Source organism: Halomonas aestuarii (assembly GCF_001886615.1).
Taxonomy (GTDB): Bacteria; Pseudomonadota; Gammaproteobacteria; order Pseudomonadales; family Halomonadaceae; genus Halomonas; species Halomonas aestuarii.
The window spans coordinates 138,913-161,049 of sequence record NZ_CP018139.1 but is presented as its reverse complement, the minus strand read 5'-3'; the positions used below and the strand labels follow the sequence as shown (position 1 = coordinate 161,049).

The following is a 22,137-nucleotide window of genomic DNA, read 5'->3' as shown; positions in this document are numbered from 1 at the left end:
CCGCGGCCGGCGCCCCGAGCGCCATCGCCCGTTCACGGCTGGACGATGCAGCCGGCTGCGGCACGATCCCCGGAGATTCGATGCCCCTGTGGAGGCGAGGCGTTCTGGTCGGCCTGCTGCTCTGGCTGTGGGCGGGCATGGCCACGGGGGCCGTGGGCGGTGGCCAGGACCTCGAGCGACAGGGTCTCGAGCGACAGGCTATCGAACGACAGGATCTCGAGGCCTTCGTCGACGGCTATGTCACCGCCCGCATGGAGGCCGAGCATGTGGCCGGCGTCACGGTGTCGGTGGTCAAGGATGACGAACTGGTGATGGCCAAGGGGTATGGGTTCGCCGACCTCGAGGCCGGGCGCCCGGTGGTGGCCGGGCGGACCCTGTTCCGGCCGGGCTCGATCTCCAAGCTCTTCACCTGGACGGCGGTGATGCAGCTGGTGGAGCAGGGCCGGCTCGACCTGGACACCGACATCCGCGAAATCCTGACCGACCTGCCCCTGGCGACCCGCTATCCGGCGCCCATCACCCTGCGCCAGTTGATGGCGCACACGCCGGGCTTCGAGGACACGGCCATGGGCCATCTCTTCGAGGACGACCCCGACGCCGTGCTGTCGCTGCGCGACTACCTGCGCCGCCATGCCCCGGCCCAGGTGCGAGCGCCGGGCACCTGGCCGGCCTATTCCAACTACGGGGTGGCGCTGGCCGGGCTGGTGGTCGCCGAGGTCAGCGGCCTCTCCTGGGAGGCCTACGCCGAGCGTCACCTGCTCGGCCCCCTGGGCATGCGGGACAGCACCTTCCGCGAGCCCTGGGGGCCGCAGCGCGAGCAGGCCCCCATGGCCCCCGCCCTGCGCGAGCGGGTCAGCGAGGGCTATCAATGGGTCGGTGGCGCCCTCCAGCCGGGCGGTTTCACCTTCGTCGGCGGCATCGGTCCGGCGGGCAGCCTCTCCACCACGGCCACCGACATGGCGCGCTTCATGCGGGCCCACCTCAACGAGGGCCGACTCGGCGATGTGGCACTGCTCGCGCCGGACACGGCCCGTGAGATGCAGCGCACCCACTACCGGGTGACGCCGGGGCAACCCGGCATGGCCCACGGCTTCGTCGAGAGCGAGATCGCCGGCTACCGGGCCATCGGCCATGGCGGTGGCACCGTGCATTTCGTTTCCGACCTGCAGCTGATCCCCGAGCTGGAGCTGGGCGTGTTCATCTCCACCAACAGCAACGGCGGCCAGGCGCTGATCCGCGGCTTCGTCGAGGCGCTGGTGCACCGCTACTTCCCGACCGATCCCCCCGTCGTGGCCGCGGCGCCCGACGACCCCGCGCGCTATGCCGGGGACTATCTCTCCACGCGGCGTCCCTATACCACGGTCGAGGCGCTGCTGAATCACGACATGGCCAGCGTCCACCTTGACCGGGACGGAGAGCTGGTCCTGAGTCGGCGGGGGCGGCAGGTACGCCTCGTGCCGGCACCGGGCGAGGGGCACTTCCGCCAGGCCGACAGCCAGGAGTCGCTGCGATTCCTCACCGACGACGATGGCGCCGTCACGCACCTGGCGGTGCCGGAGCCGGTCATGGTGATGGAGCGGGTCGGGCCGCTGGCCAACCCGCGCTGGCGGCTGGCGTTCCTGGGCCTGGCCGTGGCGGTGTTCGTCGGCACCCTGGTGGTGGCGCTGTTCGGCTGGGGCCGGCCTGCCGCACGGCGGCCCGCGGCGCGCTGGGGAGGGCGGCTGACCGTGCTGGCCGCCGGGCTCTGGGTGGTGAGCATGGGGCTCGCGTTGGCCGGAATCCTGCCCATCACGCGGGACGTGGGGCTCGTCTTCTTCGGCTTCCCGCCGCCACCCTTCGTGGCCGCCCAGGTCGTCGCCATGCTGGCGGGCGCGGTCAGCCTGGGGGCTCTCGCCCTGCTGATGCCGGTGCTGGGCGAGAAGGGCTGGTCACGAGGGCGGCGCCTGCGCCATGCCGGGGTGGTCGTGCTGCTTGCAGTGACCCTGGTAACGGTCTGGCGGTTCAACGGCTTCGTGCTGATGGGCTGAGCGGGTCGGCCACCTCGCCACGGGCCGGGGAGGCCCATGGCGAGGTGGGAAGCCTACTCGTCGTCGGAGGCGGCGTGCGCGTTGGGGAAGAACAGCTGCTGGCCCTTGACCTCGAAGTCGGCGATGGCGGCCTGGCCCGCCTCGGAGAGCAGCCAGTCGTGCCACTGGGCGGCCAGGTCGTGCTTGAGGTGCGGGTGGCGCTCCTTGGAGATCAGGATGCTGCCGTACTGGTTGAAGAGCGCCTCGTCGCCCTCGAACAGCAGGTCGAGGTCCTGGCGGTTGTCGAAGGCGACCCAGGTGGCGCGGTCACTCATCACGTAGGCGTCCATGCCGGCGGCGGTGTTCAGGGTCGGGCCCATGCCGCTGCCGAGCTCGCGATACCAGTCGCCGCCGGGTGTGATGCCGGCGGCGTCCCACAGGCGCAGCTCGGCACGGTTCGTGCCGCTGTCGTCACCGCGTGAGGCGAAGGGGGCCTCGGCCTCGGCGATGGCGGAAAGCGCCTGCTCGACGGTGTCGGCGTCGCCAATGCCGGCCGGATCGTCGCCGGGACCGATGATCACGAAGTCGTTGTACATCACGTCGGCGCGCTCAGTGGCGTAGCCCTCGGCGATGAAGCGTTCCTCGCCTTCGGTGTCGTGCACCAGCAGACTGTCGGCGTCGCCCCGGCGGGCGATCTCGAAGGCCTGGCCCGTGCCCACGGCGACTACCCGCACCTCGATCCCGCTGGTGTCGGTGAACTGGGGGAGGATGGCATCGAAGAGCCCCGAGTTCTGGGTGGACGTGGTGGAGGCCAGGGTGATGTAGCGGTCGTCGTCCTGGGCGCTGGCGCCGAGCGAGAGGCCCATCAGTCCGATGGCGGCGAGGGCGAGTCCCTGCTGTCTCATGGTGACTTTCCTTCTCATGTTGCCTTCCTTCTCATGTTGCCTTCCTTCTCATGGGGCGGGTGCGGAGGGGGAGCCGCTACCAGACCAGCTCGCCCCGGATGAAGGCCCGCGCCTCGGCGGAGGCGGGAGCCGTGAAGAAGGTCTCGGCCGGGCAGTGCTCGATGAGCCGGCCGTCGAAGAGCAGCACGATGTCGTCGGCCAGGCGGCGGGCCTGGTGGAGGTCATGGCTGGTCATCACGATGCGGGTGCCGCGGCGGTGGAAGTCGTTGACCGCGTCCTCCACCGCCTTGATGGCGGCGGGGTCGAGCGCCGAGGTTGGCTCGTCGAGGAAGAGCACTTCGGGCTCCACCAGCCAGGCCCGGGCCAACGCCAGCCGCTGCTGTTCTCCGCCGGAGAGCACCCGGGCCGGCCGCGCCTCCAGGGCGGCCAGGCCGAAGCGCTCCAGGGCCTCGCGGGCCAGCGGCTTGCGGCGGCGGCGGGGGATGCCGTGGATCGCCAGGACATAGGTCAGGTTGGCCAGGGCCGAGCGGCGCAGCAGCACTGGCCGCTGGAAGACCATGGACTGGCGCGGCAGGTGGCCCTCCCAGCGCACCCGGCCGACGGTGGGCACCAGCAGGCCGTGGGCCAGGCGCATCAGCAGGCTCTTGCCCGCGCCGTTGGGCCCCATCACCAGGGTGCGCCGGTACCCCTCCAGGCGCAGGTCGGTGGGGTGCAGCAGGGGCTGGCCGCGGTGGGCAAACCCGACGCCCTCCAGGGCGAGCGGGGGAATGGCCGTGACGTCCAGGCGGGTCATCTCGTTCATCCCAGCCGCCTCCGCGCCGACTCGCTGACGAGGTGCGCGGCGGCGTTGACCAGGGCTACCAGGGCGAGCAGCACGATGCCGAGCCCCAGGGCCAGGGGCAGGTTGCCCTTGCTGGTCTCCAGCACGATGGCGGTGGTCATCACCCGGGTGACGCCGTCGATGTTGCCGCCGACGATCATCACCGCCCCGACCTCGGCGCTGGCTCGGCCGAAGCCGGCCAGCATCACGGTGGCCAGCCCGAAGCGGGCGTCCCACAGCAGGGTGGGGATCCGGCGCGCCCGCGAGACGCCCATCGAGGTGAGCTGTTCGCGATAGTCGCCGTGGAGCTCCTCGACCTGCTGGCGGGTCAGGGCGGCGATGATCGGCAGCACCAGGATCACCTGGGCGATCACCATGGCCCCCGGGGTGAACAGCAGGCCCAGCTCGCCCAGCGGGCCCGCCCGGGAGAGCAGCAGGTAGACCGCGAGCCCTGCGACCACCGGCGGCAGCCCCATCAGCGCATTGAGCGCCACGATCAGCACCCCGCGGCCGGGGAAACGCCACAGCGCGATGGCTGCGCCCAGTGGCAGGGCGAGCAGCGCGGCGATGAGCACGGCGGAGAGCGAGACCTTCAGCGACAGCACCACGATCCCGAACAGGTCGGGGTCCAGCCCGAGGATCAGGGCGAGGGCAGTCTGGAAGGCGTTGGCGTCGTCGGGCATCGGGCTCTCCTGCGATCTTCCTGCATCATGTGCGTTGAAGCGCGCCGGCGCATCCTACGATGGAATAAATGCAGTAATATGCAGGAAAACGACGAATCGATGTGAGGGGTATCCCATGGAGCGCGGCCCGGAACATGCCTATCTGACCACCGCCGAGGTGGCCGACTATCTGCGACTCAAGGAGCGCAAGGTCTATGACCTGGTGCGCCAGGGCGGCATCCCCTGCGTGCGGGTGACCGGCAAGCTGCTGTTTCCCCGCCAGGGCATCGACCTGTGGCTGATGAGCCACCTGGAGGGCGACCAGGCGAGCAGCCGCCCCGTGCCGCTGGTGCTCGCCGGCAGCCAGGACCCCCTGCTGGAGTGGGCGGTCCGCGAGAGCGCCGCGGGGCTGGCGCTGCTCTGTCACGGCAGCGGCGACGGGGTGCGGCGACTGCTCTCGGGCGAGGCGATGGTGGCGGGGCTTCACCTGCTGGACGAGCGCCAGGGCGACTACAACCGGCCCGAGGCCCTGGGGCTTGCCGGCATGCGCGACCTGGTGATGGTGCGCTGGGCCCGCCGTCGCCAGGGTCTGCTGCTGGCGCCGGACAACCCCCTCGGCATCACCTCCCTCGAGGACCTGGCCGGCGGCAGGGTGCGTGTGGCCCATCGACAGCCGGATGCCGGGGCCCACCGACTGCTGACCTGGCTGCTGGCCCGCGCCGGGGTCGACCCCGACGGGCTGCGCTTCGCCGCGCACCCTTCGCTTTCCGAGGACGACCTGGCGCTGGCGATCCGCCAGGGTGAGGCGGACGCGGGGCTCGGCGTGGAGGCCGCGGCCCGCCGGCAGGGGCTCGCCTTCGTGCCGCTCCACCAGGAGACCTTCGACCTGGCCATGCGGCGGCGCAGCTACTTCGAGCCGCCCGTGCAGCGGCTGCTGGCCTTCGCCCGGGAGCCGCGCTTCGCCGAGCGCGCCGAGGCCCTGGGCGGCTATGACATCGGCGAGTCGGGTGCCGTGATGTACAACGCCTGAGTGCGTCCCCGGGTCGGCGGGCGTAGCGGGTGCGAAATGGAGGCGTGGAGGGGGGTGAAAGAGGAGCGCGCGAAGAGGACGCCGGCCGGATGGGCCGGCGTGAGGTCAGGTAACGATCGCGGTGGGCAGGGCCCTTATCGCGGCGCCCTGGCGGGGCCTCCGGGCCAGCCAGGCGACCAGGTGGTCGCAGAGCTCCCGGGCGTCGTCATCGGCCCCGTGGATGAAGCTCGACTTGCGACGCCGCAGGAACGGCAGGCCCAGGACGTAGAGCCCCGGGGCGTCGACCACGCCGCCGTGATGACGCAGCTCGCCCTTGCGGTCGAGCACCGGCACCTGCAGCCAGCGGTAGTCGGGGCGATAGCCGGTGGCCCAGAGCACGGTGCGGATCTCGCCCCGGGCGAGGTCCAGTCCCAGGCAGGGAGGCTTCGGCAGGCGGGTCGGCGGGAACCGCCGCGGCGCCTCCAGGCAGGCGTCCAGTCCCCGGGCCCCTGACCAGGCATCGAGCGTGTCGAGCAACCGTCCCAGCTTGAGGTCCGCCGCGGCGCAGTGGACCGACAGCGAGCCGGAGAACTGCAGCCGGGTATCCTGAAGGCCCACCAGCCGTCCGACCAGCCTGACGCCCCGGGCACTCAGGGCATTCAGGTCCAGAGTGGCGGGGGCATCGCCGCCCGCCAGCTGGGGGGAGGGCAGGCGACGGGCCCGCACGATGTCGTCTACCTCGTCGAAGCGCTGGTCGAGGATGCCGGCCGCGTGCAGCCACCACTGGATGTCCTTCCCCCGGTAGCGGCGCGGCAGTCGGACGTGCTCGCCCACCGACAGGGTCACCGCGTGGCCAGCGCGCTGGAGCTCGTCGGCCAGCTGCAGTCCGGTGGCCGAGGCCCCCACCACCAGCACGCCACCCGGCGCCAGCTGGCCCGGGTGGCGATACTCCCGGGCCGTCAGGCGGTCGACGTACATCGGCAGGGCTCGGTCCAGGGGCGGCACCCGGGGCAGGTTGAAGGCACCGCTGGCGATTACCGCTGCCCGGCAGCGCCACTCGCCCTGGTCGGTGATGACGCGATAGCCCTCCGCCGCTGGCCGGACCGACAGCACTCGGGTGTTGGCCTGCACCGGGGCCGAGTATCGCCGCGCATGGTCGCGAAGGAAGTCGGCCACCTGCGGCATGGACATGAAGCCATCCGGGTCGGGCCCCGCATAGCGGAGCCCGGGCAGCCGGCATTGCCAGTTGGGTGTCAGCAGCCTGAGCGAGTCCCACCGCTCGTGACGCCATGCGTTGCCCACCTCTCCCCGCTCCAGCAGCACATGATCGATGCCGGCCCGGCCGAGGTAGTGGCTCATGGCGAGCCCCGACTGGCCCGCGCCGATGACCACCACGGTCACGGCGCGGGCCGGGCGGTGCTGCCGGTCAGCACGACTCTCGTTCATTTCACTTGCACCGAGACGTGGGTGGGGTTGGTGAGGATGTCGAAGACCGCCGAGCGCTTCTGCGACTGGGCGACCAGGGCCTCGATCTCCTCGCGGGTGGCGTCGGCATCGACCTCGAAGATGACCCGGACCTCGTCGAAGCCGTTACGCACGTCGCGGTCCATGCCCAGGATGCCCTGGATATCCATCTCGCCCTCCAGGCGGGCCCGGATCGAATGGAGCTGGATCCCGCGGTGCTGGGCAATGGCGGCGATGCCGGCGGTCAGACAGCCGGCGAGGCCGACGAGCACGTACTCCACCGGCGTGGGGCCATGGTCCTCGGAGGCGAAGACCTCGGGATGGTCGGTATCGAAGGTGAAGCGGGTCCTGTGGTGTTGCTCCTCGCCGAGCCCATGGAAGCCGTCGACGGTGGCGCGGCTGTGGGTGCCCCTCGCCCAGTCGCAGCTGGCGCGCCAGGTGAAGCGGGCGGCTTCGGGGGCCTGGGACAGGGCCTCGCGGGCACCCAGCAGGGCGCTGACGTTGACGCCGTTGTCAGTCTTGCGGATGGCGGTCTGCATGGTGGTCTCTCCTCGCGGTTGTCGTGGTATGACGGGTGGGATCACTCGTCAGGTACGACTCTGGGGCCGTCACGTGGGACCCAGAGTGGGAGAGGTCGTGGTTTTTCAGCCGGCGTGCGTGGAATCGACCGGGAGGGAGGGAAGGATGGTGCGGAAGGCCCAGACACGCTCCAGCGGCATGCCGGCCTGGTGCTGGGCGATGCGCACCGACTCGGCATCGGGGGCCTGGTAGAGGCAGAGCATGCGCCGGGCGTCCCGCGAGAGGAATGTGCGGACGAAGCGCACCCGGTGGTGTTTCAGGCAGGCCGCCCCGGCATCCTCGCGGGCCTGGATCGCCGCGAGGCTGACTGGCGAGGGAAAGGTGCGCTCGACCAGCACGCTGGCCGCGGCGAGCGCCTCGGCATCGAGTCCCGGGGCATCGTGGAGCGTGCCGGGCCAGAGGGTGGTGACCTCGATGCCTGCCTGGCGCAGGGCGAGACGTGCGGCTTCGGCATCCGGGGCGTGGAAGTGGCAGACCATCCGTCGGCCGTCCCTCGCCAGCAGGCTGCCTGCCCAGTCGACCCGATGCAGGGCGAAGCAGCCCGTTGCCGCCCCCGAGAGCGTCCTGAGGCGTTCGGCGCCGAGTGGGGTCGTGAAACGGCGCTCCAGGAAGAGGTCGATCATGCGGTGTCCTCCGGCCGGCTGTCGGCCAGCAGGGCCGCCGTCCGCAGTCGCGCCCAGCGGGCGACCGGCCGCCGGGCGATCTCGGCGGCCGCCTGCGCGTGGTGGCGTCGCGCATCCGTGTCACCGGTCGCCCGGTGGGCCTCGGCCAGCACGCCATGGGCAAGCAGTTGCTCGGTGGCACGCTCCAGGGTCCGGGCATGCGTCAGGGCCTCCCCGGCCCGCGCGATGGCGTCAAGCGCCCGGCCGCGCTTCAGGTCGAGCTGGGCGGCCCGGATCAGCAGGCCACAGAGCCGGTGCTTGGCATCGGTGTCACGCAGCCTCGCCAGGGCGGGCTCCAAGGGGGACGCCTCGTCGTTCAGGGCATAGCCGCAGAGCGCCAGGGCGGCGCAGGCGAAGGGCGCCTCGCTGCCCTCACGCAGCTTGTCGCCGATCTCCGCCAGGGTGATGCCGCGCTTCAGGGCCTCCGGGAAGCGCTCCCGCTCGAGCTCCAGCATCAGCAGGCCCTCGTTGGCCTGGAACTCGCCGAGACGATCGCCGCCGGCCTTGCACAGGGTCCGCGCCTCCTTGAAGTGGTCCTCCGCCTCGTCCAGCCGGTTGCCGTGGAAGTGCATCAAGGCCAGCGCCATGGGAATGGCGGGGTGGCTGAACCGTTGCCGGGCGGCCAATGTGCGGGCGTCGTCGAGCATGCCGGCGGCCTGTTCGAGGTCACGCTCCAGCATGGCCAGGCACTTGGCCGTCTCCGCCATGGCGACGACCTGGTCCCGGTCGTCGGCGCTGTGGGTGACTCGCTCGGCCTGCAGGGCCTCTTCGTGGGCATCCCGCCACTGGCCATGGGACCAGCGGACCTGGCTGGCCAGCTGGTAGCCGAGCCGCGCATGGGCGAGAGCACCATGCTCCAGGGCCTGTTCGGCCAGGGCCACCAGTTCCCCGGCGGTGTCCTGCCAGTCCTCCAGTGGGGCGGCATGGAGCATCACGTCGCGCAGCTCGATCAGCAGGCTGATCCGGCGGGCACCGGCGAGACGCTCGGCCATCTCGATGCCCTGGCGGGCAAGGCGCAGGGCCTCGTCGTTGGCGAAGAAGCGCAGGCAGGCGCGCCCGGCCGCGACCAGGGCCTCGGCGGCCAGCGCAGGGTCACCGCTCTGTCGGGCGTGGTGCGCCAGCTCGGCGGCACTGTCCGGATCGAGGTGGGCCTCGCCAAGGTACTGCTCGGCGACATGGCGGTGCATCATCTGGCGCCGTGTCGGGGAGATCGCCTCGTACAGGCGGCGCGCCAGGTCGTCGTCGGTGAGGCACAGCCCATGCTCTTTGGCCTGCAGCAGGCCCCGTTGCTCGCCGAGTTCGAGGCCCGAGACGATGCGCTGGGCCTCGAACCCGCTGAGCCGGGCCAGCATGGCGACATTCGGACAGTGGCCCAGCAGCGCGACCCAGTGCAGGATCTCCAGGGCCTCGCCTTCCAGCGGGATGGGCGCCTCGGTGGCTGGCGCCCTCGCCGGCGCCGTGGCGGCCGCGTGCGGTGTCGCCTCGGTAGCCGGGCAGGGCGGTGGACCGGTCGCGGGGTGGACGGCCGTCGCCCGCCGGGCGCGGAGCAGGGCGCCGCTCGAGGGGATGCCGGCCTCGTCGAGCAGGCGCTGGCCCAGCCGGAAGTGCTGCTCGGCTTCCCGAGGGCGATTGAGGACCATCAGCAGCCGGATCAGGCGGGCGTGGGCGTCCTCGTCGAAGGGCGCCAGCCGGACCAGCGCATGGGCATGGATCAGGGCCCGCTCGGGCGCCTCGGCCAGGCGGGTGACCAGGGCCGAGAGCAGCGCGGTCTGGGCACGCAGGGCGCGTTCCCGCTCGCCCAGGCACCAGCCATGGAAGTCGTGGAAGTTCGGCAGTTCTAGCCCTTGCAGGAAGGGGCCTCGATAGCGGTCGGCAATGCGTTCCAGCCGTTCGATATCCTCCTGCTCGAGCCCCTCTCCCTGGATCCCTTGCAGGGCCAGCAGGTCGATATCCAGGTCGTCGGTATCGAGTGCCGCGCCGAGGCGGTCGGCGATGATGCGCGGCCGCTCCGGCTCGTCCACCACCCGGCGCAGTTTCGACAGGCTCCAGCGCAGCGAGCCTCGAGGGTCGTCGGGCATCTCCCACAGCAGGTCACAGAGGTGTTCGCGACAGAGGGGGCGGCCGTTGACCGCCAGGTAGGCGAGCAGGGCGCGGGTCTTCTTCGACGGCGGGAGAGTCAGCACCCGGCCATCCCGAACCACCTCGAGATCGCCGAGCACGTTGAGGGTCAGTGCATTCATCGCCTGCTCCCTCCCGGGAGAGAGACCGTCTTTGAGTATAGCGCGCCTGGCGCTCGCGCCCGTTGGACCCGCCCGGAAAATACCACGCTGGCTTCCACGCCCGCTTCCTCGGCGGCGGCGCAGGGTGACATGGCAAGGCACCCATCCAAACCGAGGAGCAGCGACATGGCACGCTATGACAGCATCCTGGACACCATCGGCCGCACGCCGCTGGTGCGGCTTCACCGGCTAGCCCCCGCCGGGGTGAACCTCTACGTGAAGCTCGAGGCATTCAATCCCATGGGGTCCGTCAAGGACCGCATGGCCCTGGCGGTCATCGAGCAGGCGGAACGCGACGGCGAGCTTCGCCCCGGCCAGACGGTGATCGAGGCGACCAGCGGCAACACCGGTATCGGGCTGGCCATGGTCTGCGCGCGCAAGGGCTATCCGCTGGTGGTGACCATGGCGGAAAGCTTCAGCGTGGAGCGACGCAAGCTGCTGCGCTTCCTCGGGGCCAGGGTGGTGCTGACCCCCGCGGCCGAGAAGGGCACCGGCATGCTCAACAAGGCGGTGGAGCTGGCCGAACGCCACGGCTACTTCCTGTGCCGCCAGTTCGAGAACGAGGCCAACGCCGAGGCGCATTCGCGGACTACGGCCCGGGAGATCCTCGACGACTTTCGCGGCGAGCCCCTGCACGCCTGGGTCACCGGCTTCGGCACGGGCGGCACCCTCAAGGGGGTATCCAGGGTGCTCAAGCAAGCGGATCCGGCGACCCAGGTGGTCGTCGCCGAGCCCGACAACGCCGCCCTGCTGGGCAGCGGCATCGCGCAGCCGCGGGATCCCCACGGCGCCCCCTCGGTCAGCCATCCGAGCTTCCGACCCCACCTGATGCAGGGCTGGAGCCCGGACTTCATCTCGCGGCTCACCGAGGACGCGCTGACGGCGCAGCATGTCGACGAGGTGGTGCCGGTGGCGGGGGACGAGGCGCTGCGACTGTCCCGCGAGCTGGCCTGCCGCGAGGGGATCTTCGTCGGCATCTCCAGCGGGGCCACCCTGGCCGCCGCGCTGGAGGTGGCGCGCCGTTCGCCGCCCGGCAGCAACATCGTCTGCATGCTGCCGGACACCGGTGAGCGCTACCTCTCCACGCCGCTGTTCGATGGCATCGGCGAGGCGATGTCCGACGAGGAGCTCGCCCTGTCGCGCTCCACGCCGGGCTATCGCTTCGATGTCCCCGCGGCGCCGTCCCGCCCGGCAGAGTCGCCAGCGGCGGCGCCGGTCGAGCTGGATGCCGAGGCCGAACGCTTCGTCGACGCGACCGTGGCGAGCGAGCCGGTGGTGATGTTCGCCCTGGAGTGGTGCGAGTTCTGCTGGTCGGTCCGCAAGCTGTTTACGCAGCTGGGGATCGACTATCGCAGCGTCGACCTCGACGCGGTGGCCTACCAGGTAGAGGATCTAGGCGGCCGGATACGCGCGGTGCTGGCCGATCGCACCGGGGCCACCACCATCCCTCGGATCTTCGTCGCCGGCGAGTCGATCGGGGGCTGCACCGAGTTCTTCGATGCCTGGCGGGACGGCTCGATGCAACGGCGTCTGGAGGCCCACGGCATCGACTATCGCCGCGATGTCGAGGTCGATCCCTATGACCTGCTGCCGCGGTGGCTACATCCGCGCACCAGCGCGGCATGACCGGGAGGCACGACGAGATGAGCTTCATTCACACGATTGAACCCGAGCAGGCTTCCGGCGAGGTGCAGGCCATGTACCGGCGACAGCAGGCCCACTTTGGCTATCTGCCCAACTATGCCCGGGTGTTCTGCCATCGCCCCGAGGTGATGGCCAACTGGGGGGCCCTGCTGGGGAGCATCCGGCGTCACGTCGACCCGCGGCGCTTCGAGCTCGTGACCCTGGCCGCGGCTCGGACACTGGGCAACTCCTACTGCGCCCTGGCCCACGGCCAGGCGCTGGCGGGGCTGCTGGGCACACCGCAGTTGGAGGCGATCCTCGAGGGCCCCGATACGCTGAGTGCGGCGGAACGGGAGATGATGGCCCTGGCCGCGAAGGTGGCCGATGACGCCGCCGGCGTGACCCAGGCCGACATCGACCGCCTGCGCGCACTGGGGATCGGCGATGACGAGATCTTCGACATCGTGGCCGTGGCCGCCGCGCGAGCCTTCTTCACCAAGGTGCTGGACGGTCTGGGTGCCCAGGCCGATGTCGCCTATCGGGAGCTGGCGCCCGAGTTGCGCGAGGCGCTCACCGTGGGGCGCCCCATCGCCACCGGCAACGATCTGGAGGAGATCTCCTTGGAGCAGCCGGCCGCCGGGCCCTAGCCGGTCGAGGGTGCTGGCCGGTCGGGCAGCTGGCGGGTTCCCGGTATGCCGTCGGGGCGTCGGCTCATGCCTCGGCGCCTGCCGCGGGGGAGCGCTCCACCGGCGTCTCGCGGATGAACGCATGCAGGACGGCGGCCATCACCGAGAGCAGGACGGCGAGCTTCCAGACCAGGTCGTAGTCGCCGTGGAGGTCGTAGAAGTAGCCGCCGAGCCAGACGCCCATGAAGGAGCCCAGCTGGTGGAAGAGGAAGACGATGCCGCCGAGCATGGAGAGGTGTCGCACGCCGAAGACCGAGGCGACGATGCCGTTGGTCAGCGGTACCGTGGAGAGCCACAGCAGGCCCATCGCGATGCCGAACAGGTAGGCGCTGGCGGTGCTCAGCGGCATGGCGATGAAGACGGTGATCACCGCGCCGCGGATCAGGTAGAGCCAGGTCAGCAGGCGCGGCTTGGAGAAGTGGCCGCCGAGCCAGCCGGCGCTGTAGGTGCCGACGATGTTGAACAGTCCCACCAGGGCCAGCACGGTGCTGCTCACCTGCACGGCGATGCCGTTGTCGGCCAGGTAGCCGGGCAGGTGGACGCCGATGAACACCACCTGGAAGCCGCAGACGAAGAAGCCCAGGCAGAGCAGCCAGAAGCCGCGATGCCCGGCGGCCTCGTCCAGCGCCGCCCGCAGCGATAGATCGCTGGCCTGGCGGGGTGAGGGGCGGTCGCGCAGCATCCCGCCCAGGGGCACCATCAGGGCGGCCAGGGCGCCCATCGCCAGCAGCGCCGCGGACCAGCCGAGCCATTCCAGCAGGCCCAGGGTGCCGGGCAGCATCACGAACTGGCCGAAGGAGCCCGCGGCGCTGACGATGCCCATGGCCAGGCTTCGCTTCTCGGGCGAGACGGCGCGCCCCACGGCGCCGAGGATCACCGAGAAGGTGGTGCCCGAAAGGCCCAGGCCGATCAGCAGCCCCGCGCTGACCGACATGCCGAGGGCCGAGTCCGACAGCCCCATCATGGCGAGTCCCAGGGCATAGAGCATGCCCCCCGCCACCACGACCCTGGCGGCCCCGAAGCGGTCGGCCAGGGCACCGCTGAAGGGCTGCGTCAGCCCCCACACCAGGTTCTGCAGGGCCAGGGCGAAGGCGAAGACCTCGCGGCCCCAGCCCAGCTCGCTGCTCATCGGCTCCAGGAACAGGCCGAAGCCATGGCGCAGGCCCATGGCCAGGGAGATGACCAGGCCGCCCAGGACGATGATCAGCAGGGTGTGGCGACGCAGCGCATCCATAGGCGAGGGGTGACCTGTTTGCCGACTGATGAGGGCCCACTATCGCGCATCTGCGGTGCGTCGGCCACCGTCGCCATGGGCAACGGGCCGCATCCGGCAGGGACGGCTGTCGGCGTTTGGAGACAGTGACGTCGCCGCTGTGCCACATGGGGAAGGGGGCATCGGTTCGTTAGAATGGCGGTCGATCCACCTCTATCAGGAGACCGTATGACCTGTCGCATGATCCTGTTCTCGACCCTGCTGATCGCCATCCCCTTCCTGGCGGGTTGCAGCTACACCCCGGCCCGGATCAGCTCCGAGCCGCTGGTCGTCCTCGATGACGGCCGAGGCCATGACCACTATGACGGCGGGGGGGGATTCTGCCCGCCGGGTCAGGCCAAGAAGGGGCGCTGCTGAGCTCCCTCTTGTTTTTCCCTCAGGCTTGCACGCTCTTTCCTCGCTCCGCGCTTGGCGGTGGCGCGGGGCCGTCATAGTCTGACAGGGAACAGTGTTCGATGGCATCCAGCCCGAAGAGGCAGCCGTGACAGATCGTCGGCATGAGGTGCTCCCAGCAGGGATCGAGGGATGGTCCACCCTTCACTGTCTTGCGAGGACAACCCCATGAGGATTCCCGTCCGCTTGATGATGTTGGCCCTGCTGGCGTCGACCCTGACACTGGCTGGGTGCAGCTACACGCCTGCGCGCATCAAGTCCGAGCCGCTGATCGAGATCGACGGCTTCAGCCGTCATCATCGCTACTACCACGATGATGATCGCCATTATCGCGACCGTGATTACCGGTCACGTCACCACTACGAGCGCCGTTATCGGGACCGCGACCGCTATCACCACGCCGATCGCCGCGACCACGATCGCCGCGGCGGCTTCTGCCCGCCGGGACTGCGGATGCAGGGCCGCTGCTGAAGGAGCGCCCGGATGGATCGAACGAGGACGACAGGATGACCCGATCGAAGGCGGGATGGCCGGGGACGACGGACATCGTCATGGCCTTGTCCCTGGCGACGCTCCTGGCAGGGTGCAGCTACACGCCGGCACATGTCCGTACCGAGCCGCTGATCGAGATCGACGGTCATTCGGCCTGGCACTCGCGACGCCATGAGCAGGATGATCAAGGCGAGAACGACAACGCCCAGTGAGGGTGCCGGCCGACCCGTCGGACCCTCTCCTTGAGGCGTTCCCTCCGGGCCGGGCCTCCAGGCCTAGGCCTGCTGCAGGGCCTCTTCCAGGATCTTCAGCCGACCCGGCACCAGGGCATCCTCCACGGCGGTGATGCGCAGAACGTGACCCAGTCCCGGATGGGCGGGGCGGGCGATCAGTCGTCCGGCCTCGAGCAGCTCCCGATTGACCCGCTCGGCGAGTTCGGCGCTGGGCATCTGCACGCCGATGAAGTTGGTGGCGCTGGGCAGGATCTGGGCCCCAAGGCCGCGGAGATTCTCGGCCAGGCGGGCACGGCGCTCATGGACGGCGGCGATGTGGTCCCGGGTTTCCTCGGGGTGGTCGAGTACCACCTCGGCGGCGGCGAGGGTCAGGGTCGAGACCGCATAGTGGATGCGCACCTTCATCATCATCGCCAGGGTCTCGGGCTCGGCGATGGCATAGCCGATGCGCAGCCCGGCCAGGCCATGGGCCTTGGAGAGGGTGCGCAGCCGGATCACGCCGGGCAGCACCTCCCGGGCGAAGGGGGTGTCGGGGTCATCGCGGAAGTCGTGATAGGCCTCGTCGAGGAGCAGCCAGCAGTCGTCGGGCAGCGCCTCGCGCAGGCGGCGAATCGCCTCGTCGCCGTGGAGGTGGCCGCTGGGATTGTCCGGGTTGGCGAGGTAGACCAGCCGCGCCCGGGTCTGCCGGGCGGTGGCCACCAGGGCCTCGAGGTCCGGGGCGAGGCGGCCGGGCGATTCCTCGTAGGGGACCTCGACCAGCTCGCAGCCCTGGCCCCGGGCGAAGTAGCCGAAGGTCGGGTAGGTGCCGGCGGTGGCCACCACCGTGGCGCCGGGCTCGGCCACGGTGCGCAGGGCCAGCGCGATCAGGCTGTCGGCGCCGGCATCGACCAGCAGCGCGTCGAGCGGGAGGCCCTGCTGCTCGGCGAGTCGCTGGCGCACGCCCAGGGCCTCCGAGTCTCCGTAGCAGTAGACGTGCTCGACCATGGCGTCACCGAAATGCGCGCGCAGGGCACGGTGCGGCATGTCCAGCCCCTCGTTAGAGCCCAGGCGGTGGGGGATCTCTCGGCCCAGGCGCCGCTCCAGCACGCGGATGCCCGGGAAGGGGTTGGTCGGGCCGTCGCCGGTCAGGTGGTCGGGAAAACGAGGCATCGATGACTCCCAGTCAGGTGTGGTCGATAGGGGATACGGAAACACGTTCGGGTGCAGGCAGCGCCTGGTCAAGGCGGCGGCCGCCTGCCGAGCATGACGATGGCGATCGCACCGAGAATCAGCAGCAGCGACATCATCACCTGCAGCGTCAGGGGCTCGCCCAGCAGCAGACTGGCGCTGCCGACGCCGATCACCGGGATGATCAGGGTGCTGATGGTCGCCTCGCCGAGGGTGAGACGATTGACGTTTCGAAACCATAGCATCTGCGCGAGGCAGATCGAGAAGACCAGGTGGTAGCCCAGCGCCAGCCAGGTGGCGCCGTGCCATGCGATGGGTGACGGGGGGGATTCGCGCCACAGCATCAACACCACCATCGGGACGGCACAGAGCGCGAACTGCCAGCCCGTGATCACCACCGTGGGGCTCTCCCATTGACCGCGGCGCTTGATCAGAACGGTGCCCAGGGCCCAGGAGAGGGCTGCTCCCAGCACGAAGACGGGGCCGATGAGGTCTTCGCTTCGCGCGGCCAGCGCCGCGGGTCCCAGCAGCACCGCCAGCCCCAGCTGCCCGGTCGCGAGTCCCAGCCACTGGCGTGGCCTGACACGCTCGCCGAGCAGCCCCCAGCCCAGCAACAGGGCCCAACAGGGCATGGTGAAGGCGATGATCGCCGCCTGGGAGGTCGGCATGCGCAGCTGGGCGAAGGCCGTGCCCAGGTTGAACCCGAGGATGGTGAACAGCCCCGTCACCGCCAGCCACGGCCACTCCCTGGCCGCCACGCGCAGCGACAGGCCTCGCCAGCGGGCCCAGCCCAGCAGCATCAGGGCGCCGGCGGTGAAGCCGATGGCGCGCAGGGTGAAGGGCGGCAGGTCACGGAGGATGAAGCGCACCGCCGGCCAGTTGCCTCCCCAGAAGACTCCGGTCGCCATGATCAGGGCCAGGGTGCCGAGTGCAGGCCTCGCGACCAGAGCGAGCCTTAGCTGGTGAAGAAGAGGACTGGCCATGGCGGTCTCAGCCGGCCTCCGGGGCCAGCACCTTGTGTCGGTTGAGCAGTCCGTACGGGTCCAGGGCCCGCTTCAGGGTATGCATCAGGCCGATCTCCTCGGGCGTGCGCGACAGGGCGAGGTAGTCGCGCTTCTCGAGGCCGATGCCATGCTCGGCGGAGACCGAGCCGCCGAGTTCGGCCAGGGGCGTGTAGACCAGCCGCTCCACGGCGCGTCGCGTCGTCGGGTCAGCGCTGCCGGTGGAGATGGAGATATGCAGGTTACCGTCGCCCAGGTGGCCGAAGGTGACCATGCGCGCGCCTGGCCAGTCGTCGGCCAGCGCCGCCTCCAGGCGGGTGACATAGCCCTCCATGGCGGGTATCGGCAGGCTGATATCGAAGGCGAACAGCGGCGACAGCGCCTGCAGGAGTCCCTCGATGTCCTCGCGGATGTCCCACAGGGCCTGTCGTTGACTGCCGGACTGTGCGAGCACCGCGTCGCTGACGAGCTCGCTCTCCAGCGCTCCCTCCAGGGCACGACCGAACTGCGCGGCATGGGATTGTGGATCATTGCCCAGGGATTCCAGGATCACGTAGTAGGGCGAGTCCGTCGCCAGCGGTGGCCGATGTCGCGAACTTTCCTCGGTGAGCAGCCGGTAGTGGCTCTGCCACATCACCTCGAAGGCCGCCAGGCTCCCGCCTAGCGTCTGGGCAAGATGGGCCAGCAGGCCGGTGACCGCCTCGAAGGAGGGGCAGGCCACCAGGGCAGTCTGCATGTCCGACGTGGGGGGCTGAAGGTGCAGCACGGCCCGGGTGACGATGCCCAGCGTGCCCTCGCTGCCGATGAAAAGCTGCTTGAGATCGAAGCCGGCATTGTTCTTGAGCATGTGATTCATCGAGCTGACCACGGTGCCATCGGCCAGCACGGCCTCGAGCCCCAGCACCTGCTGGCGCATCATGCCGTATCGGATCACCCGTATGCCGCCGGCATTGGTGGCGATGTTGCCGCCGATGGTGCAGCTTCCCCGGGCGCCCAGGTCGAGGGCAAACTGCAGGTCGACCGCCTCGGCAGCCTCCTGGACGCTCTGCAGGGGGGCGCCGGCCTGCACCGTGAGGGTGGCCCCGATGGGGTCGACGTCCTCGATGGCGGTCATACGCTCAAGCGAGACGGCCAGCTCGTCCTTGGCCGTCTCGGCACCATGGACCAGGCCGGTGAGGCCGCCGTGGGTGACCACCGGCTGTCGTGCGACATGGCACAGGCGCATCACCTCGGCGAGCTCCGCCGTGGAGCCCGGCCTCACGATCGCCCCGGCCTGGCAGGGCGCGCCGGAAAGCCAGTCCACGCGGCGGGCGGTGACCGCCTCGCCGGTGAGGACGTTGCCGTCGCCGACGACGGCGGCGATCTGCCTGAGCAGTGCATCCATGGCGTGTACCTTCTCTGTCATTTGCCGACGCGCACCTGGGTCAGGAACCGACGAGGGCATGGCCGCGGCCGGGAATGGCGTCGACCAGCTCGCGGGTATAGTCCGCCTGCGGGGAGAGGAAGACGTCCCGAGCGGTCCCCTGCTCGACGATGCGGCCGTGCTGCATGACGATGATCCGGTCACAGATCTGGGCGGCGACGCGCAGGTCGTGGGTGATGAACAGCAGTGACAGCGACAGCTTCTGCCTCAGGTCTTCGAGCAGCTTGAGGATCTGCGCCTGGATCGAGACGTCCAGGGCCGAGACGGCCTCGTCGGCGACGATCAGCTCCGGATCCAGGGCGAGCGCTCTGGCGATGCCGATTCGCTGGCGCTGGCCCCCGGAAAACTCGTGGGGGAAGCGGTCGGCGACGCCCCCCAGCCCCACCAGCTCGAGCAGTTCGTCGGCTCGCGCAAGGGCCTTGGGTCGGGGCACGCCGTTGGCGATGGGGCCCTGGGCGATGGCCATGCCCACCCGGGTGCGCGGGTTCAGCGAGGCATAGGGGTCCTGGAAGATCATCTGCACCCGCCGGCGTTCGCGCCGCAGCGACTCGCCCGTCAGCGCCGAGAAGTCGATGCCGGAGAGCGACAGGCTGCCGCTGTCGGGACGCTCGAGGCGCACCACGCAGCGGCCCAGGGTCGACTTGCCGGAGCCCGACTCGCCGACGATCCCCAGGGTCTCCCCCGGGGCGAGCGTGAAGCCGACGTCCTGCAGGGCGCGCACCTCGCGGGACGGCTTGAACAGTCCACCCCGTGAGCGGAACACCTTCTGCAGGTGACGGACTTCCAGCAGCGGGGCGGGCATCTCGCCGCCCCGGGGCTCGGGGATGACGCTGCCGGGAATCGCCGCGATCAGGTCGCGGGTGTACGGGTGGCGGGGGTGCTCCAGCACCTCATCGGCAGAGCCGAGCTCGACGATGCGCCCCTCGCGCATCACGCAGACCCGGGTGGCGATCTCGGCCACCACGCCGAAGTCGTGGGTGATGAACATTACCGCCATGCCATGGCGCTGCTGCAGGTCACGGATCAGCTCGAGGATCTGGGCCTGGGTGGTGACGTCCAGCGCGGTGGTCGGTTCGTCGGCGATCAGCAGTTCGGGCTCGAGGGCCAGCGCCATGGCGATCATCACCCTCTGTCGCTGCCCCCCGGAGAGTTCGAAGGGATAGGCACGGATGGCCTTTTCCGGCTGGGGGATGCCCACTTCGGTGAGCAGCTCAAGGGCGCGCGACTGGCGCTCCTTGCCGGTCAGGCGGCCATGGGCCTCGAACACCTCGCTGATCTGGGCCCCCACGCGCATCAGCGGGTTGAGGGCCGTCATCGGCTCCTGGAAGATCATGCCGATGCGCAGGCCCCGCAGGGCACGGTGCTGCTTCTCGGTCATTTTCAGCAGGTCCTGGCCGTCGAAGATCGCCTCGCCGGCAGCGGGGCGCACGCCCTTGGGGAGCAGCCCCATGACGGCATTGGCCGCCATGGACTTGCCGGAGCCGGACTCGCCGACCACGCACATGATCTCGCCGCGTTCGACATCATAGCTGACCTCCTCCACGGCATAGGGGCGGTCGGCGCCCTGGGGCAGGGACAGCGTCAGGCCGCGCAGGCTCAGTACGGGTTCGCTCATGGGATTCTCCGGGGATGCATGGTCCTACTGACGCTCGCGCGCGAGCTTGGGGTTCAGGGCATCGTCGAGGCCTTCACCCACCAGGTTGAGGGCCAGCACCGTGAGCAGGATGGCGACGCCGGGGAAGAAGCTCAGCCACCAGGCCTGGCGGATCACCGTCCGCGCGGCACCGATCATGTAGCCCCAGGACATGACGTTGGGATCCCCCAGGCCCAGAAAGGAGAGGGCGGACTCCAGCAGGATGGCGGTAGCCACCATCAGCGAGGCCAGCACGATGATCGGCGAAAGGGTGTTGGGCAGGATCTGGCGCAGGATGATGGTCAGGTTGCCCTGGCCGACCAGTCGTGCCGCCTCGACGTACTCGCGGTGTCGCAGCGACATGAACTCGGCCCGCACCAGACGCGCCACCGGCGGCCAGCTGACGAGGGCGATGGCCAGCACGATGGAGGTCACGCTGGGCTGCATGATCGCCACCAGCACGATGGCCAGCGCGAAGTTGGGGATCGTCTGGAAGAACTCGGTGAAGCGCATCAGGGCGTCGTCGACCAGGCCGCCGTAATAGCCGGCCACGGCGCCCAGCGGCACCCCGATGAGCAGCGCCACCGAGGTCGAGACCAGGCCGATCAGCAGCGAGACCCAGGCACCATGCATCAGCCCCGAGGCGACGTTGCGGCCCATGGTGTCGGTGCCCAGCCAGAAGCCGTCGGCTTCGAGGGGGGGCAGGAAGGGGCGCTGCACCATGCGCCAGGGCGATTCCGGGAACAGCAGCGGCGCGAGGATCGCCATCAGCACGATCAGTGTCAGGATGACCAGGCCGACCAGGGCACCCCGGTTCTGGGCGAAGCGGGCGAAGAAGTTCATGACCCCTCCTTGATGCGCGGGTCGGCCAGCCGATAGACGAGATCGGTCACGATGTTGAACACGATCACCAGGGCCGCCGAAAAGAAGAAGATGCCGAGCAGCAGGTTGTAGTCACGCTGCTGAAGGGCCTCGTACATCAGTCGTCCGATACCCGGCCAGGCGAAGACCGTCTCGGTGAGGATCGCTCCCCCGACCATCTGACCCGCTTGCAGGCCCGCCAGGGTGATGATGGGCAGCAACGCATTGCGCAGTACATGGCGACGCTGGATCACTCGGGGAGAGAGCCCCTTGGCCCGCGCGGTCTTGACGAAGTCCTGCTGGGCGGCCTCGAGCATGGAGGCACGGGTCATGCGGGTGTAGATGGCCATGAAGAACAGGGCCAGTGTGGTGGCGGGCAGGATCAGGTGCTTGCCCACATCCAGTGCCATGGCAAGGCCGACGTGCCCGGCGCCGACGGTATACATGCCGTAGGCGGGCAACCACTCCAGGTAAACCGAGAAGAGCACCACCGCCATCAGCGCGACCCAGAAGAGTGGCGTGGCATAGAACACGAGGGCCAGTGCCATGATCACCGAGCCCGAGGGCTTCTTGACCCGGGCGGCGGCGAGTGATCCGGCGACGATGCCCAGGACCAGAGAGAGCACGAAGGCGGTGCCGGTGAGCAGAAGCGTGGCAGGCAGGCGCTCGAGGATCAGGTCGAGTACCGGCACCTGCTGGCGGTAGGAAAAGCCGAAATCCAGCGTCGCCACGCCGGAGACATACCGCCACAGCTGAACGTGAAGGGGCTGGTCGAGGCCGAAGCGCTCAGTCAGCTGGCGCAGGAACTCGGCATCGGTGGCCCCGGCCTCGCCGGCCAGGATGGCGGCCGGATCACCCGGTGCCATCTGGATGAGGAAGAAGTTGAAGATGATGATCAAGAACAGCACCACCACGGCCTTGAACAGCCGTGATGCGATCAGTCTGGCATAGAGCATGCCATTACCC

General features: G+C 70.0%; 21 protein-coding genes. 7 read left to right on the top strand and 14 right to left on the bottom strand.

Annotated features, from left to right (window positions below; genetic code table 11):
- The first annotated feature begins 80 nt into the window (after positions 1 to 80).
- Positions 81 to 2,027 carry a serine hydrolase domain-containing protein gene (locus BOX17_RS00730; protein ID WP_071941592.1) on the top strand — a complete coding sequence of 649 codons (1,947 nt, stop codon included), beginning with the start codon at positions 81 to 83 and terminating at the stop codon, positions 2,025 to 2,027.
- Between the two features lie 53 nt (positions 2,028 to 2,080).
- On the opposite strand, the gene BOX17_RS00725 is transcribed toward BOX17_RS00730, so the two are convergent.
- The 3 genes from BOX17_RS00725 to BOX17_RS00715 form a co-directional block, all read right to left on the bottom strand.
- Positions 2,081 to 2,872, bottom strand: a complete 792-nt coding sequence (locus tag BOX17_RS00725; protein WP_244272277.1) for an ABC transporter substrate-binding protein — start codon at positions 2,870 to 2,872, stop codon at positions 2,081 to 2,083.
- A 115-nt stretch (positions 2,873 to 2,987) separates the two neighbouring features.
- Positions 2,988 to 3,713, bottom strand: coding sequence for an ATP-binding cassette domain-containing protein (locus tag BOX17_RS00720; RefSeq protein WP_208858072.1), 726 nt, complete (start codon positions 3,711 to 3,713; stop codon positions 2,988 to 2,990).
- Positions 3,710 to 4,414, bottom strand: coding sequence for an ABC transporter permease (locus tag BOX17_RS00715; RefSeq protein ID WP_071941590.1), 705 nt, complete (start codon positions 4,412 to 4,414; stop codon positions 3,710 to 3,712). The genes BOX17_RS00720 and BOX17_RS00715 overlap by 4 nt, the downstream gene beginning before the upstream one ends.
- 115 nt (positions 4,415 to 4,529) lie before the next feature.
- Between BOX17_RS00715 and BOX17_RS00710 the strand changes: the two genes are divergently transcribed.
- Positions 4,530 to 5,423, top strand: coding sequence for a helix-turn-helix transcriptional regulator (locus tag BOX17_RS00710; RefSeq protein ID WP_071941589.1), 894 nt, complete (start codon positions 4,530 to 4,532; stop codon positions 5,421 to 5,423).
- Between the two features lie 105 nt (positions 5,424 to 5,528).
- On the opposite strand, the gene BOX17_RS00705 is transcribed toward BOX17_RS00710, so the two are convergent.
- The 4 genes from BOX17_RS00705 to BOX17_RS00690 form a co-directional block, all read right to left on the bottom strand.
- Complete coding sequence (locus BOX17_RS00705) at positions 5,529 to 6,848, bottom strand: NAD(P)-binding domain-containing protein (protein ID WP_071941588.1); 1,320 nt, start codon at positions 6,846 to 6,848, stop codon at positions 5,529 to 5,531.
- On the bottom strand, positions 6,845 to 7,405 hold the full coding sequence (locus BOX17_RS00700; RefSeq protein WP_071941587.1) for an OsmC family protein: 561 nt from the start codon (positions 7,403 to 7,405) through the stop codon (positions 6,845 to 6,847). Before BOX17_RS00700 ends, BOX17_RS00705 begins: the two co-directional genes overlap by 4 nt.
- A 105-nt stretch (positions 7,406 to 7,510) precedes the next feature.
- Complete coding sequence (locus BOX17_RS16525) at positions 7,511 to 8,068, bottom strand: DUF4242 domain-containing protein (protein ID WP_083582027.1); 558 nt, start codon at positions 8,066 to 8,068, stop codon at positions 7,511 to 7,513.
- Positions 8,065 to 10,347, bottom strand: a complete 2,283-nt coding sequence (locus tag BOX17_RS00690) for an ATP-binding protein (RefSeq protein ID WP_071941586.1) — start codon at positions 10,345 to 10,347, stop codon at positions 8,065 to 8,067. Before BOX17_RS00690 ends, BOX17_RS16525 begins: the two co-directional genes overlap by 4 nt.
- Before the next feature lie 165 nt (positions 10,348 to 10,512).
- Between BOX17_RS00690 and cysK the strand changes: the two genes are divergently transcribed.
- Positions 10,513 to 12,012, top strand: a complete 1,500-nt coding sequence (gene cysK / locus BOX17_RS00685) for a cysteine synthase A (RefSeq protein WP_071941585.1) — start codon at positions 10,513 to 10,515, stop codon at positions 12,010 to 12,012.
- A 17-nt stretch (positions 12,013 to 12,029) separates the two neighbouring features.
- A complete protein-coding gene (locus tag BOX17_RS00680) occupies positions 12,030 to 12,656 on the top strand; it encodes a carboxymuconolactone decarboxylase family protein (RefSeq protein ID WP_071941584.1) in 627 nt (208 codons plus the stop codon).
- Between the two features lie 64 nt (positions 12,657 to 12,720).
- Here BOX17_RS00680 and BOX17_RS00675 read toward each other — a convergent pair whose 3' ends face one another.
- Positions 12,721 to 13,929: an MFS transporter gene (locus BOX17_RS00675; RefSeq protein ID WP_071941583.1), complete on the bottom strand. Its 1,209-nt coding sequence runs from the start codon at positions 13,927 to 13,929 to the stop codon at positions 12,721 to 12,723.
- A gap of 207 nt (positions 13,930 to 14,136) precedes the next feature.
- Between BOX17_RS00675 and BOX17_RS00670 the strand changes: the two genes are divergently transcribed.
- The 3 genes from BOX17_RS00670 (at position 14,137) to BOX17_RS00660 (ending at position 15,065) form a co-directional block, all read left to right on the top strand.
- Positions 14,137 to 14,325, top strand: coding sequence for a hypothetical protein (locus tag BOX17_RS00670; protein ID WP_071941582.1), 189 nt, complete (start codon positions 14,137 to 14,139; stop codon positions 14,323 to 14,325).
- A gap of 204 nt (positions 14,326 to 14,529) precedes the next feature.
- Positions 14,530 to 14,832 carry a hypothetical protein gene (locus tag BOX17_RS00665; RefSeq protein ID WP_125925487.1) on the top strand — a complete coding sequence of 101 codons (303 nt, stop codon included), beginning with the start codon at positions 14,530 to 14,532 and terminating at the stop codon, positions 14,830 to 14,832.
- 35 nt (positions 14,833 to 14,867) lie between these two features.
- Positions 14,868 to 15,065, top strand: coding sequence for a hypothetical protein (locus BOX17_RS00660; RefSeq protein WP_071941580.1), 198 nt, complete (start codon positions 14,868 to 14,870; stop codon positions 15,063 to 15,065).
- A gap of 63 nt (positions 15,066 to 15,128) precedes the next feature.
- On the opposite strand, the gene BOX17_RS00655 is transcribed toward BOX17_RS00660, so the two are convergent.
- From BOX17_RS00655 to BOX17_RS00630, 6 genes are all read right to left on the bottom strand, one after another.
- Positions 15,129 to 16,235: a pyridoxal phosphate-dependent aminotransferase gene (locus BOX17_RS00655; RefSeq protein ID WP_071941579.1), complete on the bottom strand. Its 1,107-nt coding sequence runs from the start codon at positions 16,233 to 16,235 to the stop codon at positions 15,129 to 15,131.
- 68 nt (positions 16,236 to 16,303) lie between these two features.
- The gene (locus BOX17_RS00650) at positions 16,304 to 17,236 is read right to left on the bottom strand and encodes a DMT family transporter (RefSeq protein WP_083582026.1); all 933 of its coding nucleotides are present in this window, start codon (positions 17,234 to 17,236) and stop codon (positions 16,304 to 16,306) included.
- A 7-nt stretch (positions 17,237 to 17,243) separates the two neighbouring features.
- Positions 17,244 to 18,638: an FAD-binding oxidoreductase gene (locus BOX17_RS00645; protein ID WP_071941577.1), complete on the bottom strand. Its 1,395-nt coding sequence runs from the start codon at positions 18,636 to 18,638 to the stop codon at positions 17,244 to 17,246.
- Positions 18,639 to 18,678: 40 nt separating this feature from the next.
- The gene (locus BOX17_RS00640) at positions 18,679 to 20,292 is read right to left on the bottom strand and encodes an ABC transporter ATP-binding protein (RefSeq protein ID WP_071941576.1); all 1,614 of its coding nucleotides are present in this window, start codon (positions 20,290 to 20,292) and stop codon (positions 18,679 to 18,681) included.
- A gap of 24 nt (positions 20,293 to 20,316) precedes the next feature.
- Positions 20,317 to 21,153: an ABC transporter permease gene (locus BOX17_RS00635; RefSeq protein WP_071941575.1), complete on the bottom strand. Its 837-nt coding sequence runs from the start codon at positions 21,151 to 21,153 to the stop codon at positions 20,317 to 20,319.
- Positions 21,150 to 22,127: an ABC transporter permease gene (locus BOX17_RS00630; RefSeq protein ID WP_071941574.1), complete on the bottom strand. Its 978-nt coding sequence runs from the start codon at positions 22,125 to 22,127 to the stop codon at positions 21,150 to 21,152. Before BOX17_RS00630 ends, BOX17_RS00635 begins: the two co-directional genes overlap by 4 nt.
- Positions 22,128 to 22,137 lie beyond the last annotated feature (10 nt).

Bases quoted from the DNA above. Each gene is read 5' to 3' on its own strand.
- BOX17_RS00640 (WP_071941576.1), bottom strand. From the start codon at position 20,292: ATGAGCGAACCCGTACTGAGCCTGCGCGGCCTGACGCTGTCCCTGCCC.
- BOX17_RS00720 (WP_208858072.1), bottom strand. From the start codon at position 3,713: ATGAACGAGATGACCCGCCTGGACGTCACGGCCATTCCCCCGCTCGCC.
- BOX17_RS00660 (WP_071941580.1), top strand. From the start codon at position 14,868: ATGACCCGATCGAAGGCGGGATGGCCGGGGACGACGGACATCGTCATG.
- BOX17_RS00680 (WP_071941584.1), top strand. From the start codon at position 12,030: ATGAGCTTCATTCACACGATTGAACCCGAGCAGGCTTCCGGCGAGGTG.
- BOX17_RS00710 (WP_071941589.1), top strand. From the start codon at position 4,530: ATGGAGCGCGGCCCGGAACATGCCTATCTGACCACCGCCGAGGTGGCC.
- BOX17_RS00725 (WP_244272277.1), bottom strand. From the start codon at position 2,872: ATGGGCCTCTCGCTCGGCGCCAGCGCCCAGGACGACGACCGCTACATC.
- BOX17_RS00665 (WP_125925487.1), top strand. From the start codon at position 14,530: ATGAGGATTCCCGTCCGCTTGATGATGTTGGCCCTGCTGGCGTCGACC.
- BOX17_RS00670 (WP_071941582.1), top strand. From the start codon at position 14,137: ATGACCTGTCGCATGATCCTGTTCTCGACCCTGCTGATCGCCATCCCC.
- BOX17_RS00645 (WP_071941577.1), bottom strand. From the start codon at position 18,638: ATGGATGCACTGCTCAGGCAGATCGCCGCCGTCGTCGGCGACGGCAAC.
- BOX17_RS16525 (WP_083582027.1), bottom strand. From the start codon at position 8,068: ATGATCGACCTCTTCCTGGAGCGCCGTTTCACGACCCCACTCGGCGCC.
- cysK (WP_071941585.1), top strand. From the start codon at position 10,513: ATGGCACGCTATGACAGCATCCTGGACACCATCGGCCGCACGCCGCTG.
- BOX17_RS00690 (WP_071941586.1), bottom strand. From the start codon at position 10,347: ATGAATGCACTGACCCTCAACGTGCTCGGCGATCTCGAGGTGGTTCGG.
- BOX17_RS00655 (WP_071941579.1), bottom strand. From the start codon at position 16,235: ATGCCTCGTTTTCCCGACCACCTGACCGGCGACGGCCCGACCAACCCC.
- BOX17_RS00635 (WP_071941575.1), bottom strand. From the start codon at position 21,153: ATGAACTTCTTCGCCCGCTTCGCCCAGAACCGGGGTGCCCTGGTCGGC.
- BOX17_RS00650 (WP_083582026.1), bottom strand. From the start codon at position 17,236: ATGGCCAGTCCTCTTCTTCACCAGCTAAGGCTCGCTCTGGTCGCGAGG.
- BOX17_RS00700 (WP_071941587.1), bottom strand. From the start codon at position 7,405: ATGCAGACCGCCATCCGCAAGACTGACAACGGCGTCAACGTCAGCGCC.
- BOX17_RS00715 (WP_071941590.1), bottom strand. From the start codon at position 4,414: ATGCCCGACGACGCCAACGCCTTCCAGACTGCCCTCGCCCTGATCCTC.
- BOX17_RS00675 (WP_071941583.1), bottom strand. From the start codon at position 13,929: ATGGATGCGCTGCGTCGCCACACCCTGCTGATCATCGTCCTGGGCGGC.
- BOX17_RS00730 (WP_071941592.1), top strand. From the start codon at position 81: ATGCCCCTGTGGAGGCGAGGCGTTCTGGTCGGCCTGCTGCTCTGGCTG.
- BOX17_RS00630 (WP_071941574.1), bottom strand. From the start codon at position 22,127: ATGCTCTATGCCAGACTGATCGCATCACGGCTGTTCAAGGCCGTGGTG.
- BOX17_RS00705 (WP_071941588.1), bottom strand. From the start codon at position 6,848: ATGAACGAGAGTCGTGCTGACCGGCAGCACCGCCCGGCCCGCGCCGTG.